14 protein-coding genes are annotated in these 15,347 nt (G+C 72.5%); 10 read left to right on the top strand and 4 right to left on the bottom strand.

Annotated features, from left to right (window positions below; translation table 11 throughout):
* Positions 1-101 precede the first annotated feature (101 nt).
* On the top strand, positions 102-1,322 hold the full coding sequence (locus tag VF746_13830; GenBank protein HEX8693497.1) for an MFS transporter: 1,221 nt from the start codon (positions 102-104) through the stop codon (positions 1,320-1,322).
* 28 nt (positions 1,323-1,350) lie between these two features.
* Here the strand turns inward: VF746_13830 and VF746_13825 are convergent, their stop codons facing one another.
* Positions 1,351-1,806 carry an RES family NAD+ phosphorylase gene (locus VF746_13825; protein ID HEX8693496.1) on the bottom strand — a complete coding sequence of 152 codons (456 nt, stop codon included), beginning with the start codon at positions 1,804-1,806 and terminating at the stop codon, positions 1,351-1,353.
* A 6-nt stretch (positions 1,807-1,812) separates the two neighbouring features.
* On the bottom strand, positions 1,813-2,238 hold the full coding sequence (locus VF746_13820; protein HEX8693495.1) for an antitoxin Xre/MbcA/ParS toxin-binding domain-containing protein: 426 nt from the start codon (positions 2,236-2,238) through the stop codon (positions 1,813-1,815).
* Positions 2,239-2,610: 372 nt separating this feature from the next.
* On the opposite strand from VF746_13820, the gene VF746_13815 reads away from it, so the two are divergent.
* On the top strand, positions 2,611-2,982 hold the full coding sequence (locus VF746_13815) for a hypothetical protein (protein HEX8693494.1): 372 nt from the start codon (positions 2,611-2,613) through the stop codon (positions 2,980-2,982).
* A 443-nt stretch (positions 2,983-3,425) separates the two neighbouring features.
* Here VF746_13815 and VF746_13810 read toward each other — a convergent pair whose 3' ends face one another.
* On the bottom strand, positions 3,426-3,758 hold the full coding sequence (locus tag VF746_13810; GenBank protein ID HEX8693493.1) for a DUF5335 family protein: 333 nt from the start codon (positions 3,756-3,758) through the stop codon (positions 3,426-3,428).
* 263 nt (positions 3,759-4,021) lie between these two features.
* Between VF746_13810 and VF746_13805 the strand changes: the two genes are divergently transcribed.
* Positions 4,022-6,112: a PAS domain S-box protein gene (locus VF746_13805; protein ID HEX8693492.1), complete on the top strand. Its 2,091-nt coding sequence runs from the start codon at positions 4,022-4,024 to the stop codon at positions 6,110-6,112.
* A 134-nt stretch (positions 6,113-6,246) separates the two neighbouring features.
* Here VF746_13805 and VF746_13800 read toward each other — a convergent pair whose 3' ends face one another.
* The gene (locus VF746_13800) at positions 6,247-8,184 is read right to left on the bottom strand and encodes an ABC-F family ATP-binding cassette domain-containing protein (GenBank protein ID HEX8693491.1); all 1,938 of its coding nucleotides are present in this window, start codon (positions 8,182-8,184) and stop codon (positions 6,247-6,249) included.
* 307 nt (positions 8,185-8,491) lie between these two features.
* On the opposite strand from VF746_13800, the gene VF746_13795 reads away from it, so the two are divergent.
* The 7 genes from VF746_13795 (at position 8,492) to VF746_13765 (ending at position 15,089) form a co-directional block, all read left to right on the top strand.
* Complete coding sequence (locus tag VF746_13795) at positions 8,492-8,779, top strand: hypothetical protein (protein HEX8693490.1); 288 nt, start codon at positions 8,492-8,494, stop codon at positions 8,777-8,779.
* A 246-nt stretch (positions 8,780-9,025) separates the two neighbouring features.
* Positions 9,026-10,213: a TPM domain-containing protein gene (locus VF746_13790; protein ID HEX8693489.1), complete on the top strand. Its 1,188-nt coding sequence runs from the start codon at positions 9,026-9,028 to the stop codon at positions 10,211-10,213.
* A gap of 35 nt (positions 10,214-10,248) precedes the next feature.
* Complete coding sequence (locus VF746_13785) at positions 10,249-10,650, top strand: hypothetical protein (GenBank protein HEX8693488.1); 402 nt, start codon at positions 10,249-10,251, stop codon at positions 10,648-10,650.
* Between the two features lie 11 nt (positions 10,651-10,661).
* Positions 10,662-11,498, top strand: coding sequence for a DUF4105 domain-containing protein (locus tag VF746_13780; GenBank protein HEX8693487.1), 837 nt, complete (start codon positions 10,662-10,664; stop codon positions 11,496-11,498).
* 491 nt (positions 11,499-11,989) lie between these two features.
* On the top strand, positions 11,990-13,846 hold the full coding sequence (locus VF746_13775) for a M1 family metallopeptidase (GenBank protein HEX8693486.1): 1,857 nt from the start codon (positions 11,990-11,992) through the stop codon (positions 13,844-13,846).
* Between the two features lie 7 nt (positions 13,847-13,853).
* Positions 13,854-14,243 (top strand): fluoride efflux transporter CrcB, encoded by a 390-nt coding sequence (gene crcB, locus VF746_13770; protein ID HEX8693485.1) that lies wholly within the window; start codon positions 13,854-13,856, stop codon positions 14,241-14,243.
* Between the two features lie 246 nt (positions 14,244-14,489).
* Positions 14,490-15,089 (top strand): hypothetical protein, encoded by a 600-nt coding sequence (locus VF746_13765; GenBank protein ID HEX8693484.1) that lies wholly within the window; start codon positions 14,490-14,492, stop codon positions 15,087-15,089.
* Positions 15,090-15,347: the final 258 nt, after the last annotated feature.

Below are 15,347 nucleotides of genomic sequence, written 5' to 3'. Positions count from 1 at the left end.
GTGAGATTGCTTTCCAGGTGCAGGATCATCCTTTCGCGTCCGGCGCGGCGCGCGTACTCTGTGCGGACCCTTTGCTCCCGACCCGCCGCCGCGATCCTTCCTTGCCTCCAGCCGTCCCCGAGCCCGACCGCGACCCCCGCCGCTGGCGCGTGCTGGCGCTGGTGGGCGCCGCCGAGCTGATCGGGATGTCGCTCTGGTTCACCGCCAGCGCCGTGGCGCCGCAGCTGCGCGCGCTGTGGGGGCTGGGCGAGTCGCAGGCGGGGTGGCTCACCGCCACGGTGCAGCTCGGCTTCGTGGCGGGGACGGCGCTGGCGGCGCTGCTCAACCTGGCCGACGTGCTCCCCAGCCGGGCGTACTTCGCCGCTTCGGCGCTGCTGGCGGCGGGCGCCAACGCGGGGCTGCTGGCGGCGGACGGGTACGGAGCGGCTCTCGCGTGGCGCTTCCTCACCGGCCTGTTCCTGGCCGGCGTCTACCCGCCCGCCATGAAGATGGTCTCCACCTGGTTCCGCTCCGGGCGCGGCCTGGCGATCGGCACCGTGGTGGGCGCGCTCACGGTGGGGAAGGCCACGCCGTACCTGCTGCGCGCCTTCCCCGCGCTCGGCTGGCGCGAGATCGTCGCCGCCGCGTCGGTGGGCGCGGTCGTCGCGGCCGTGCTGGTGGGGGCGGCGTACCGCGACGGGCCGTTCCCCTTCCCCCGCCGCCGCTTCTCGCCGGCGCTGCTGGGCGATGTGGTGCGGCACCGGCCCACGCGGCTGGCGGTGGGCGGCTACCTGGGGCACATGTGGGAGCTGTACGCGGTGTGGACCTTCATCGCTCTCTTTTTCCAGGACCTCTTCGCCGCGCGCGGGGCGGACCCGGCGGCGGCCGCGGCGCGCGCGGGGCTGGTGGGCTTCGGGGTGATCGCGATGGGCGGGGCGGGCTCGGTGCTGGCCGGGCGCTGGGCCGACCGGCTGGGGCGCGAGAAGGTCACCATCGGGGCGATGGCGGTGAGCGGCGCCTGCGCGCTCGTGGTCGGCTGGCTCTTCCGCGCGCCGGCGCCGCTGGTGATCGCGGTCGCCCTGGTGTGGGGCTTCGCCGTGGTGGCCGACTCGGCGCAGTTCAGCGCGGTGGTGACGGAGGTGGCCCCCGAGCACGCCGTGGGCACCGCGCTCACCTTCCAGACGGCGCTCGGCTTCCTGCTGACCACGGTGACCATCGCCGCCGTGCCGCACCTGCGCGACGCCGGCGGCTGGCCGCTGGCGTTCGGCATCCTGGCCCTGGGCCCGGCCGCGGGGATCGCCTCGATGCTGCGGCTCTGGCGGATGCGGGCGGCCGCGAGGTGAGGGGGCGGATCGGCGGGATCTGGCTGGATCACTCCAGCAGGCGGGGATCGAAGACGAAGTCCCGCACGGAGACAACCCTGATCCGCGCAGCGTCGGGATGCTTCGGGTTCAGCAGGTAGTTGGATTCGTGGGGAATGACGGCGGAAGGCGCGCGGAGCACCAGCGCCCTGCCGTCCCGAACCCAGCGGTCGCCGATGGAGGCGCAGGCGGGGTGGTCCTCGACCCGGTTCCAGTCCTCGGGCAGATCGTCGAGCCGGACCTCGTCCGCGGGCACGTCGTCCGGCACGTCGATCTCCAGCGCCACGAGGTCGGCCGGCGCTTCTTCGACGTCGACGTGCACCAGGTACTCCAGCGCGGCGAGGGAGAGCGCGAAGGAGGTGTACACGACCGCCACGCCCTCGGAGTTCCAGCGCCCGCCGTTCAGGCGGGCGCCCTCTCCGTCCAGCGCCTGGAACGGTCGCCTGGTGATCCGCCAGACGCGCATCCGGGGTCAGCTGTAGACGCCGTGCTCGATCCGGCCGAGGATCCGCTCGACGACCCGCGCGCCCGTGTCGCTCTCCAGCAGCTCGATGGGCCGCTTTCCGCCGAGCGCGCGGTTCTCCTTGCGCAGCCAGCGCGCCGCCTTCTCCACCGTGCCCAGCGCCTCTTCCGCGCGCACCAGTACGCGAACCACGCGCGCCAGGCGGTCGGACTGCTCCCGCGACAGGGTGTTCTGCTTCTCCTTCCGATGGGCGAGCGTCCGCCGCGGGATGACCAAGCCGTACAGCTCGGAAGCGTCCAGGAGCCCGGCCTTGAGGACGAAGTCCACGACGCGGATCGGGAACCCGGCGTGGATCACCTCGGCGAGCTCCAGGTCCGACCGGATGTCTCTCTGGAGCACCCTGGCTCCCCCGAGCTTCTCCGCAATCGCGTGCATGTCGTCGTCCTTTGCGCAAATGGCACCAGGACTATGCGCAGATGCCACTCACCACGTCAAGTGCTCCCACGCCGCCTGAGACGACGCGCACCAGCGGTTCCAGGTGTGGACCGCGGCGATTGAGGTGGGGCGGTGGGGCGATCTGACTTTCAGCATACCTGGAATAGACGGAGTTTACATTTCTCATGTTAGGGCGTATAATATCCGCGGCCAGGGGCTTTCCCAAGGAGAGCGCTCGGTGAGCGGGGGCAGGGCAGAAACGCAGAATCCCCGCGACGAGGCTCGTCGCGGGGATTCCAACCTCGGCGTCATGCCGCACCCGAAGGCGACTGCTCCAGCAGAGGACGACCCGAGGAATTACGCCTCCAATTTATGCCCAAAGCCGGTTCAGAACAACCCCTTTCCCTCCACGCGATCTACCACGCGTTCTCCATCGAGCGCCTGGACGCGTACCGCACAGCCGCGGATGCCGACGACCTGGACATGGTTGCGCGGTACTTCTGGAATGTGGCGCTGTCATGCGCATTCCATCCGACCTTGCACGCGCTGGAAATCACCTTCCGCAACGTGCTCTACAGCGGGTCCCTCAAGGTGCTGAGCGGCCGTTCACTCGCGTTCGCTGACATTCCATGCTGGCTTGACGCAACGCCGCCGCTGCTGATGCCACGCGAACAGGCTACGGTCGAGGAGGCGAAGGAACGGCTTCGCAAGCGTAGTCAAACGAAAAATCTTACGCCGGGGTGACTGATCGCGCAGCTCGGATTCGGTTTCTGGACCGCGCTCTGCCAGTCTCCCTATGAGCAGACACGCCGTTCGGGGCCCGGCCTGTGGCCGGAGATTCTAACGCACACCTTCGTTTTCGCACCCAGGTCCGTCCGGAGCCGCCCTGCGATCCTGCACCGCTTCGATGAGATCCGCGAGTTTCGGAACCGAATCTCACACCATGAGCCGATCTGGGATCAGGACCTTACAACCTGGCACGCGAAGATCCTGGAAACGCTGTCGTGGATGAACCAGAGCGTCGAGCGAGTCGTGCGTGCCGAGTCCGTGCTGGAGCCTGTCTTCAACGCGGGCCCGGACGCGTATCGCCCTCGGGCCGAAGCGTACTTCGGAGCGAAGAGGTGAACAAGAGCGGCCTCCCGGGATGACCGGAGAGGCCGCCGTGTCCGTCGTCCGGGCGCCGCGGGCTACGTGGCCGCGAGGCGCAGCAGGGTCTGGCCGCCGGGGTAGCCGATGCGCAGCACGCGGTCGCGCCCGTCGGCGCCCTGCCGGACGGCGATGTCCGTCACCGCCTCGATGCTGTGCGTGAGGGGGCCGGCGGGCCCGCCGCCGTCGACGAGCAGGATCTCCACCCGCCGGAAGCGCGGCTCGTACGCGGCCCCGCGGAAGCAGAGCTCCAGCTCGCTCCACTGCGCGCCCAGCTCGGGGTCGTCCACCTCCAGCCGGGAAGCGCGCCCCGCGTTCTTCCGGCTGAAGTCCCTGAGGATCTGCGGCCACTCGGACCGCTGCGCGATGGGCACGGGCTCCTCCACTCGTCTCGGATCTGCGGCGAGGACCCGCGGCGGAACGGCGGCGGGCTCTCCTGAGGTGGAAAGATGGGCGGGCGGCGCCGCCGCGTCTGTCGTCGGCGTATGGGGAGCCGCGTCGGGCCCGGGCCGCAGTATCTGTCGGGTGATTCCCGACGCGGGCGGGCTACCGGGCGGGTCCGGCCGCACGTAGGTTGGGACACCGTTCCCGGCTTTCCCGCCGATCCGCGACCACCCCGGCACCCGCGACGCCGCAGATGAGCACCGCCCCGCCCTTTCCCGCGCACGGGATCTCGCGCCTGCTGCTGGACGGCCTGCGCGACGAGGCCGTCTTCGCGCTGGACGCGGGCGGGCGCGTGGCGTTCTGGAACGCGGGGGCGGAAGCCGTGATCGGCTACCCCGCGGCCGAGGCGGCGGGGCTGCACTGCTCGGCGTTCTACGTTCCCGACGACGTGGCGCTGGGGATGCCCGAGCGCGACCTGCGCCGCGCCGCGCAGCACGGCTCGCTGGAGACGGAGGGGTGGCGCGTGCGGAGGGACGGCACGCGCTTCTGGGCGCAGGTGCTCACCACGGCGCTGCGCGATGAGGGGGGGCGGCTCACCGGCTACGCGCGGGTGGTGCGCGACGTCACCGAGCGCATCCGCGCCGAGGAGGCGCTCCGGCTCTCCGAGGCCAAGTTCTCGGGGATCATCTCCATCGCCACCGACGCGGTGGTCTCGGTGGACGAGGAGCAGCGCATCGTGCTCTTCAACCAGGGGGCGGAGCGGATCTTCGGCTGGACGGCCGCGGAGATCATCGGCCAGCCGCTCGCCGCGCTGCTGCCGGAGCGGGTGCGGGAGCGGCACGAGGGCCACCTCGAGCACTTCGGCCGCGGGCCCGTGGTGGCCAAGCGGATGGGGGAGCGGCAGGAGATCTTCGGCCGGCGCAGGAACGGCGAGGAGTTCCCGGCCGAGGCGTCGATCTCGCGGCTCGAGCTGGGGGGGCAGCGCCTCTTCACCGCGGTGCTGCGCGACATCACCGAGCGCAAGGAGGCCGAGCGGCGGGTGGCCGGGGCGCTCGCGCGCGAGACGGAGGCGCGCGCCGGGGCGGAGGCCGCGGAGCGGCGGATGCGCTTCCTGGCCGAGGCGGGCGCGCGGCTCTCGGAGTCGCTGGACCGCGAGGCGACGCTCGGCACGCTGGCCCGCGCGGCGGTGCCCGAGCTGGCGGACTGGTGCGTGGTGTTCCTGCGCGACGACGACGGCGGTGTCCGGCGCCTCGCGGCGGCGCACGGCGACCCGGCGCGCGAGGAGCTGGCGCGCGCGCTGCTGGGGCTGCCGGTCGACGCCGTGGCCGCCCACCCGGTGCTGCGCGCCCTGCAGGCGCGCGAGCCGGTGCTGGTCGAGGAGGCGGGGGAAGACTTCACCTCCTCGCTGGCGGGCGGCGAGCAGCGGCGTGTGATGGAGGAGCTGGGGATCCGCTCGGTGCTGGTGGTGCCGCTGGTGCTGCGCGACCAAGCGCTGGGCGCGCTGGAGCTGGTGATCTCGCGGTCCGGGCGCCGCTTCGACGCGGTGGCGGTGGAGACGGCGCGCGAGCTGGCCGGGCGGGCGGCGCTGGCGGTGGAGAACGCGCGCCTCTACGGCGCGGCGCAGGGCGCCATCCGCGCGCGCGAGGACGTGCTGCACGTGGTGTCGCACGACCTGGGCAACTCGCTCTCGGCCATCGTGATCACCACCACGGTGCTGCTGCGCACCCTGCCCGAGGACGGGGAGAACGCGGAGCTCAGGAAGCGCATCACGGGGATCCGCGACCTCGCGCGGCGGATGCAGCGGCTCCGGCAGGACCTGCTGGACGTGGCGAGCATCGAGGCGGGGCGCCTGGCGATCGAGTGGGACCGCTGGGATCCCGGGGCCCTGGCGCGCGAGTCGCTGGAGGCGTTCGCGCCGCTGGCGGCCGAGAAGCGCCTGCAGCTGGCGAGCGACATTCCCCCGGGGCTCCCCGCGCTGGAGGGCGACCGCGAGCGGGTGCTGCAGGTGCTGGCCAACCTGCTGGGCAACGCGGTGAAGTTCACCCCCGAGGGCGGGCGCGTGGAGCTCGCGGTGCGCGCGGACGAGGCCGAGGTGCGCTTCGCGGTGTCCGACACCGGCCCCGGCATCCCGCCCGAGCACCTGGGGCACGTCTTCGACCGCTTCTGGAAGGTGCGCTCGGCCAACCGCCAGGGCGCCGGGCTGGGCCTGGCCATCGCCCGGGGGATCGTGGAGGCGCACGACGGGCGCATCTGGGTCCGGAGCGCGCCGGGCGAGGGGAGCACCTTCTTCTTCACCCTGCCGCTGCGGCCCGAGTACGAGGAGATCGAGGACGAGGAGGAGTAGTCCTGGGCGGGTCCGCTGGCTATCGTCCTGGTCCCAGGCGCCTGACAATCGCACGCAGAGCAGCAGAGTCAGCAGAGAACTTCGGAGTTTCTCCGCTGACTCTGCTGCTCTGCGTGAGACATTCGGTTCGAATCCTACTTCGCGGCCGCGGCGGCGATCTCCTCCAGCTCGGCCCAGCGGGCGTAGAGGGCGTCCACGCGCTCGCCGGCCTCGCGGTACTCGGCGGTGAGGCGCGCCACCTCGCCGGGGGCCGAGGCGTAGAGCGCGGGGTCGGCCAGGCGGGCGCCCAGCTCCTCCTTCCGCGCCTCGGCCTCCAGGATCGCCGCCTCCATCCCCTCCAGCTCCTTCTGCTCCTTCCAGGTGAGCTTGCGCGGCCGGTCGGCCGAGGCGGCGGTCTTCGCCGTGGGGGGCGCGGCGGGCTTCTTCGGCGCGGCGGCGGACGCGGCGGCGGCTTCGGCGTCGCGCTGCTCCTTGAGGCGGCGGTACAGGTCGTAGCCGCCCGCGTGGCGCCGCAGCTCTCCGCCCCCCTCGAAGACGATGAGGCCGGTGGCCACCTTGTCCAGGAAGTAGCGGTCGTGCGTCACCATCAGCACGCACCCGGGCCAGCCGGCCAGCACCGACTCCAGCACCTGCAGCGTCACCAGGTCCAGGTCGTTGGTGGGCTCGTCCAGCACCAGCAGGTTGGCGTCCTTCAGGAACAGCTTGGCCAGCAGCAGCCGGTTGCGCTCGCCGCCGGAGAGCGAGGAGACCTTCTGCCGCTGCTGCTCGGGCGGGAAGAGGAAGCTCTCCAGGTAGCTGCGCAGGTGCATCCGCTCGCCGCCCACGCTCACCCAGTCCTGCCCGGCGGCGGCCTCGTAGACGCTCTTCTCGGGGTCCACGTCCTCGCGGCGCTGGTCGAAGTAGGCCACGCGCGTGTTCTTCCCCAGCTCCACCACGCCGGCGTCCGGCTCCTCCAGCCCCAGGACGATCCGCAGCAGCGTGGTCTTCCCCGCGCCGTTGGGCCCGATCACCCCGATGCGCTCGCCGGCCTGCAGGATGGTGCTGAAGTCGCGGATCAGCGTACGCCCGCCGTAGCCCTTGCCGACGTGGTGCAGCTCCAGCACCGTCCGCCCCAGCCGCGGCGCCTCGATCGGCGCGACCTCGACGGTGGTGCGCCGCGGGAGCCGCTTCTCGCGCTGCTCGGCCTGCAGCGCGGCCGCCCGGTCCAGGCGCGCCTTGGCCTTCCCCGTGCGCGCCGGCGGCGAGCGGCGCGCCCACTCCAGCTCCTGCTCGATCAGCCGCTTGCGCTTCTGCTCGGCCGCGGACGCCTGCGCCAGCCGCTCGGCCTTGGCCTCCAGGTACTCGGTGTAGCCGCCGGGGTAGGGCGCCAGCTCGCCGCGCGAGACCTCCAGCATCCGCGTGACCACGCGGTCCAGGAAGTAGCGGTCGTGGGTGATGAGCATCACCGTGCCGGGGTAGTCGAGCAGGTGCTCCTCCAGCCAGGCCACGGTGTCGGCGTCCAGGTGGTTGGTGGGCTCGTCCAGCAGGAGGAGCCCAGGCTCCTGGAGGAGGACGCGCGCCAGGGCCACGCGCTTCTGCTCGCCGCCGGAGAGGCCGGCCACGGGGCGCTCCCAGCGGTCCACGTCCAGGCGGGTCAGCAGCGCCTCCATGCGGTGCTCGTAGTCCCACCCGCCCAGCGCGGCGATCTTCGCCCCCGCCGCCTCCTGCCGGGCCAGCAGGCGGCCCGAATCCCCCCCGCCGCGCGCCAGCTCCTCGGCGACCGCGTGGTACTCGCCGATCGCCTCCATCAGCTCCGGGCGCCCCGAGGCGGCGGCGGAGAGGATCGTCGCCCCTTCCTCGAACTCCGGCTCCTGCGCCAGGTAGCCCACGCGGACGCCGCGCTGGAAGGCGAGCGTCCCCGCGTCGGCCCCCTCCACCCCGCCCACGATGCGGAAGAGCGTGGACTTCCCCGAGCCGTTGACGCCGATGAAGCCCACCTTCTCCCCCTCGTCCACGGCGAAGGAGACGCCGTCGAACACCACGCGGGGGCCGTACGACTTGTGCAGATCCTGGACGTTGAGGACGTTCGCCATCTACCGGTCTTGCGGGTGAAAGGAGCGGCGAATCTACACCCGCGCGGCGGGGGAGTGCGAGAGGGGCGGCGGGGAGTCGGCAGATGTTTCCGGAGCGGCACGGCGTTGGCGTCAGACGGGCGCCCGCTCGCCCGTTCCGGAGGGCGGACGGCGTGCGGGCGCCGGGCCGGCCCGTGGGGAATTTCCCTCTCCCGTGAGGGGCGGCCTCCGGATACTTTGAGAAGGAGGTCCGGAGAGCCTGCTTCTTGCACGGCGGGCGGACGGGCCGGCGCCGCGGCCGACGGGGCACTTCGATCAGGGCAGTCCCATGCTGACGTGGATCTTCCTCTTCTTCGTCGCCTTCGGCGCCAAGGTCCTCCTGGCGTTCGCGATGATCTACCTGATCTTCCCGGCGGACCGCGTCTGCAACGAGTGCGACGGGGAGACGCTCCCGATCCAGATGGGCCCCGTCGGCCGCTTCCTCTCCGCGCTCAGCCTGGGGCGCGTGCAGCGGCGCTGGTGCCCGCGCTGCGGCTGGGAGGGGCTCACCCGCACCGGCCGCCTCAACCGCCCCGCCTTCTCCGGCGTCAGCCGCGAGGCCACCACCCGCCGCTGACGGCGCTGCTTTCATCCCATGGAAGAACGCTCGCGGCCCGATCATTCCGGGCCGCGAAAACTTTTCGGCCGCATCCCTCGTAATCGGGCGCCGCTTCCGCGGGGGCTGTACGCGGACGGCGCGGAACGGTAGATTCGAGCGGAACTTAGGCGAAGCTGGGCAGTCCCCCTCCCGCCTTCCGCGGATCTCCCCTCCCGCCGCCGCGCGGCCTCCCTGATCTTCCCCCGCGAACGAGGAAGACCCGAGATGAAGCCGACTCCGCTGGCGCTCGCCGCCGCCGGCCTGCTCCTCGCCGCGCCCGCCCGCGCGCAAGGCGCGTATCCCGAGAACACCGGCGCGGCCGTCACCGACCTGGCCGAGGTGCTCACCCGGGCGCAGGAGGACAGCGTGCGCGCGCTGCTGGCCGGCGTGCGCAACTCGGGCGCGGACGTGCGGGTGGTCACCATCGGCAGCGTCCACGACTACTCGTCGGGCGCCGCCAGCATCGAGGCGTTCGCCACCGGGCTCTTCAACGCCTGGCGCGTGGGCGACCGGGCGGAGAACGACGGCGCGCTGCTGCTGGTGGCCGTCCGCGACCGCAGGGTGCGCATCGAGCTGGGCGACGGTGCGCCCCCCTCGTTCGACGCCCGCGCGAAGCAGGCGATCGACGAGCGGATCGTCCCCGAGTTCCGCGCGGGCCACTTCGCGGCCGGGATCCTCGCCGGCGCGGGGGAGATCGCGCGCTGGTACCGCGAAGAGCCCGCGTCGTCCCCTGCCGCCCCGCCCGCGGGCGGCGGCTACGCGCCCGCGCGCGAGCCCTTCGCCGGACAGCCCGCGGCGCCGCAGCCGTACTACGTCCCGCCGCCGCGCGACTCCAGGTCCCCGGACGGGGCGGGCGGGGGAATCGGCCTGCTGCTGGGGCTCGGCGGCCTCGGCGCGGCCGCGGTCGGCGCGGCGGCGTACGCGCGGAACCGCAAGCGGAAGTGCCCGGGCTGCGGCACCGAGATGGAGCGGCTGGACGAGGTGTCCGACGACGTGTACCTGGATTCCGGGCAGAAGATGGAGGAGTGGCTGAAGTCGGTGGACTACGACGTGTGGAAGTGCGGGAGCTGCGGCAACCACCTGCTCCTGCCGTACAACGCGTGGTTCACCTCGGCCAAGCCGTGCCCGGGGTGCCGCTACCGCACCTGCCAGGTGAGCCGCCGCACCCTGGAGCGGCCGACCTACCACTCCACCGGCACCGACCAGGTCACCCAGCACTGCCGCCACTGCGGCTACCACCACGAGCACCTGGTGACGCTGCCGCGCCTGACCCCGCCGCCCGAGCGCGAGGAGTCCTCGTCGTCGTGGAGCAGCGGGTCGTCGTCCGGTCGCGGCGCCTCGGGCGGCTGGTCGTCGAGTGGGTCGTCCGGGGGGAGCCACTCGTCCGGGCGCGGCGCCAGCGGGAGCTGGTGAGGGTTGGTTCGACATCGCACAACGGAGTCGAAATCATGCAAGACATGCGACAGCACCTGAAGATCGCCGGCTGGCTCAACATCGTGAACGGCGCGCTGGCCATCGGCATCGCCGTACTCGTCGCCACGCTGATGAGCGGCGCCGGGATCCTGGCCGCCGCCGAGGAGGGGGCGGGGATCTTCGCGCTCATGGCCGGCCTGGGATGGTTCATCGTGATCTTCATCGGCATCCTCGCCGTCCCCTCGATCATCGGGGGCTGGGGACTGCTCAACCACCGGCCCTGGGCGCGGATCCTGACGCTGATCGTGAGCTTCCTCAACCTCTTCAACTTCCCCCAGGGCACCCTGATCGGCGCCTACAGCATCTGGGTGCTGCTGGACGAACGGTCCCGCCTGCTGCTGGAGAGCGGCGGCCGACGGCAGATCGCCCCGTACTGAGGGCCGGGAGGATGCAGGGGAAGCGGATCAGGAAGCGCTGGATCGCCCTGGCGCTCGTGCTCCCGGCGGCCGGCTGGTGGGTGGCGATGGAGCCGTCGAACACGCGCGACTGGACGCCCGACAACGCGGTGCTCCCCTGGGCCGAGTTCCGGGGCGACAGCGTGCGCGTGCACAACGTGCGCAACGCCCGCTACGAGTCGAAGGACCGCTACACGGTGGCCCACGACGACCGCGCCTACGACCTGCGCGAGGTGGAGAGCGCGTGGTTCGTGGTGGAGCCGTTCGCCCGCGACTGGCGCGGCCTGGCGCACACGCTGGTGTCGTTCGGCTTCCGCGACGGGCGCTACCTGGCCGTCTCGGTGGAGGTCCGCAAGGAGAAGGGCGAGAAGTATTCGCCGCTCAAGGGGCTGCTGAACCAGTTCGAGGTCACCTACGTCGTCGCCGACGAGCGCGACGCGATCCGCCTGCGCACCAACTATCGGAAGGACCCCGTGCACCTGTACCCGGTGCGCGCCGAGCGGGCGCAGGTGCGCGCCATGCTGGTGGACATGCTGGAGCGGGCCAACGAGCTGCGCGAGCGCCCCGAGTTCTACAACACGCTCACCAACACCTGCACCACCAACCTGGTGCGGCACCTCAACCGCGTCTCGCCGCGGCGGGTGCGGCCGTACAGCCCCCGCGTGCTGCTGCCCGGCTACTCCGACGCGCTGGCCTACGAGCTGGGCCTGATCGACACCGACCTGCCGCTGGAGCGGGCGCGCGAGCGCTTCCTGATCACCCCCCGCGCCCAGCGCCTGGGCGACGCCCCCGACTTCTCCCGCCGCATCCGCGAGTTCGGCGCCCCCTGAGGGTTGTTTCCGGACGACGAAACCGCGAACGGCAGCCACGGCCCCGGGCGTGTCCCTCCGCTGCGCTCCGGGCCGGGCTGCGCGCGCGGTAGGGCACGATACCACTGTGCCCAACCGCGCCGGGCCACCGCCGCCACGAAACCCCTGTGGCGGCGGCGTCCCGGCCCTGTCGGGCGCGCATCCCTCACGCGGGGCATCGCCCGGGTGCCGGGTCGCGATGGGCTAAAGCCCCTCGCTGGAACCACGGAAAGCCTCGCAAACCCCGCGAGGCTTCACCTGCGTAACCCATCCCGATCGCAATCGATTTCGTCGCGCGCAGCGCCGAGGTGTTCCCCTCTACCGCGCAGCGGGGGAGGGGAGCGCGTCCTCTGGCTGCGAGGAACGAGCAGCCGAGGACCGCGCGGGGGAGGGGGCCACCCCGCCGGACGCACTTTCGCACTTTCGCACTTTCGCACTAAGTTCCGCCCCTCACTTCCGACCCGGCGGGGCGCATGACACGATCGATCCTGGCGGCCGCGGCGGCGGCGCTCCTGGCGCACGGGAGCGCGTGGGCGCAGGCGGCGCCGTATTTCCAGCAGGGCGTCGACTACCGCATCGAGGCGCGGCTGGAGGAGGGCACCGACGTGCTGCACGGGCGGGCGCGGCTGCGCTACACCAACCGCTCGCCCGCCACGCTCGACACCCTGTACGTCCACCAGCACCTGAACGCCTTCCGCCCCAACAGCGCCTGGGCGCGCCGCGAGCTGCAGTTCGGCAACCGCCGCTTCCAGGAGCTGGGGCCCAGCGAGCACGCCTTCGAGCGCTTCACCTCGGTGCGCGTGGACGGCCGCGAGGTGCGCCCCGCCTACCCCGGCGCGCCCGACTCCACCGTGGCCGCCCTCCCGCTCCCCGCCCCGCTCGCCCCCGGCGGGAGCGTGACGGTGGTGATGGACTGGGACGCGCGGCTCTCGACCCTGCCCCGGCGCCAGGGGCGGCGCGGGCGGCACTACGACTTCGCCCAGTGGTACCCGCGCATCGCCGTCTACGACCGCACCGGGTGGGCGTACCAGCCGCTCCTCCCCCAGGGCGAGTTCTACGGCGAGTTCGCCACCTACGACGTCACCCTCGACCTCCCCGCCGACCAGGTGGTGGGCGCCACCGGCGTGCCCGTCGAGGGGAACCCCGGGTGGACGGTGAGCGACTTCGAGCGCGGCTTCTACCGCGTGGGCGCGGCCGAACCACTCGGGCTCCTGGCCGGGGACGCCGGGCAGGGCCGCAAGCGCGTGCGCTTCCACGCCGACAGCGTGCACCACTTCGCCTGGGCCATCGACCCCGGGTTCCGCCACGAAGACGTCACCCGCTTCAACCTGCGCGAGGGCGGCGGGCGCGCGGGGCTCCCCACCATCCACGTCCTCTTCTGGCCCGGCGACACCGCCGCGTGGGGCAGCCACCAGGCCGCGCGCGTCACCTACGACGCGCTGGCGTGGCTGCAGGGGATGTTCGGGCCGTACCCCTGGCCGCAGCTCACCAACCTGCACCGGCTGGAGAGCGGCGGCACCGAGTTCCCCATGCTGGTGATGAACGGCTCGGCCAACCGGGGGCTCATCGTGCACGAGGTCACCCACCAGTACCTGCACGGCATCCTGGCCAACAACGAGTGGCGCGAGGGGTGGATGGACGAGGGCTTCACCTCGTTCGTCGAGGACTGGTTCACCGAGGACTTCACCCGCGACTCGCTGCGCTCCGCCGTCCCCGCCCTCGACCGGGCCGCGCTGGAAGACTCCGTCGCGGCCGTCGTCTGGGGCTCGACCATGCGCACGCTGGAGCGGCTGGAGCGCGCCGACTCGGTGCAGCCGGTCGCGCTCCCCGGGGCCGCCTACCCTTCGCCGCGGATCTACACGGCGATGACGTACACCAAGGCGTCCGCCGTCTTCCGCATGCTGCGCGACCTGGTGGGCGAGGACGCCTTCCGCCGCATCCTGCGCGAGCTCTACCGGCGGCACCGGCTGCAGCACGTCACCGGCGCCGACTTCCAGCGCGTGGCCGAGGAGGTGGGCCGGCGCGACCTGGACTGGTTCTTCGGCCAGTGGATCGAGCGCACCGACGGGCTGGACTACGGCGTCGCGAGCGCCGCCACCCGCCCCGCGGGCGGCGGCCGCTGGCGCACGCGCGTGGAGGTGCTGCGCACGGGCGCGGCCTGGATGCCCGTGGAGGTGAAGGTGGGCGACGTGCGGCGTCGGCTGGAGTCGCGCGCCCGCCGGCAGAGCGTGGAGGTGGTGACGCGGGAGAAGCCGGCCGAGGTGGTGCTCGACCCGCGCTGGGTGCTGATCGACCCCGACCGCTCGAACAACACCTTCCGCCTGCCGTAGGCCACGGATGCCGGAGCGCGGCCCGCTGGTGTGGCTGTACGTGGCGCTCGGCGGGGCGGCGGGCGCCATGGCCCGCTTCGCGCTCTCGGAGTGGCTGAGCGCCCGCTTCCCCGCCGCCTTCCCCTGGGGCACCTTCGCGGTGAACGCGCTGGGGTGCCTGGCGCTGGGCCTGCTGCTGGGCGCCTGGCCCGGCGCCGACGCCTGGCGGGCGCGCGCGCTCCTGGGCGTGGGCTTCTGCGGCGGCTTCACCACCTTCAGCACCTTCGGCTACGAGACCGTCGCCCTCCTGGAGGCCCGCTACTGGAGCGCGGCCGCCGCGTACGTCGGCGCCAGCCTGGCCGCCGGCCTCCTCGCCGTCTTCGCCGGCATGACGATCGGCCGCGCCCTCGCCGGCTGACCTTGTTGTTCTCCGACGAGGTCCCTACTCCCGCGCTCCGAACCTCGTGCTGCACCGACGGAGCCCGCGCAGGCGGGCTTTTCGCCGTTGTTGCTGCGGGTTCACCCGCCCCTGACCACCCCCTGGCAAGATTTTAGCATTCGGCTGCAACCAAGTCTCCGGCTTGGGCATCTCACCCCTTGCGTGCTCGTGGCGCGGGCTCTTCCGCGTCCACGGCCGGAGTCCTCGAACGAACGGAGGGGTGCCATGCGACGGATCTGCGTCGGAGTGCTGGGACTGCTGCTGTTGACCGCGGGCGAGCTGAGCGCCCAGCGCTGCCGGACCCACGGCCGGGTGACGGTCTGCGAGCGGGACCGCGACCGCGACCGCGATCGCGACCGGGAGCGCCGCCGCGGCCCCTGGCGCGACGCGGGCCCGATCGAGTTCGGCGTGCGGGGCGGGTACGACTTCGAGGAAGAGGGCGGGACGGCCGGCGCGCAGTTCCGCATCCCGCTGGTGCGGCAGCTCGCCATCGTCCCCAGCGCCGACGTGTTCTTCGACGACGACGAGTCCGCCTCGGAGTGGCAGATCAACGCCGACGCGGTGCTGCGCCCCGACGCGCTGGCCGGGCTCTACTTCGGCGCCGGCGCCGCCTTCCTGAACCGCGACTTCGACTTGGGGGATCTGGAGGAGGACAGCGACACCGAGGTGGGCTTCAACCTGCTGGTGGGGCTGGACGGCGGCCGCATCAGCGGCAGCAGCCTGCGCCCCTTCGTGGAGGGCCGCTGGACCAACGTCGACGACTACGACGCCTTCCGCCTGAACGTCGGCATCAACGTTCCCATCTCCGGCCGCGGCTGGTGGTAGCCGCCCGGCAGGCGGAAAGTCTCCCGAACACGAAGCGCCCCCGCGCCGGCAGCATCGGCGCGGGGGCGCTCCCTGTGCGGACTGCGAGGCTCGTTCGGGATCGAGATCCATAACCGAATGTCTCATACCATTTCGCAGGGAATCGTTCGGGTATCAGCCCTGAAAAGGTCTCACACAGAGGGCACAGAGAACACAGAGGAACAGCGGAGAGATTGAAGTTCTCTCCGTGTCCTCCGTGTCCTCTGTGTGATGCCAATC

Source organism: Longimicrobium sp. (genome assembly GCA_036389795.1).
Taxonomy (GTDB): domain Bacteria; phylum Gemmatimonadota; class Gemmatimonadetes; order Longimicrobiales; family Longimicrobiaceae; genus Longimicrobium.
The sequence above is the reverse complement of the archived record's forward strand: the minus strand, read 5'-3'. Positions and strand labels throughout refer to the sequence as shown.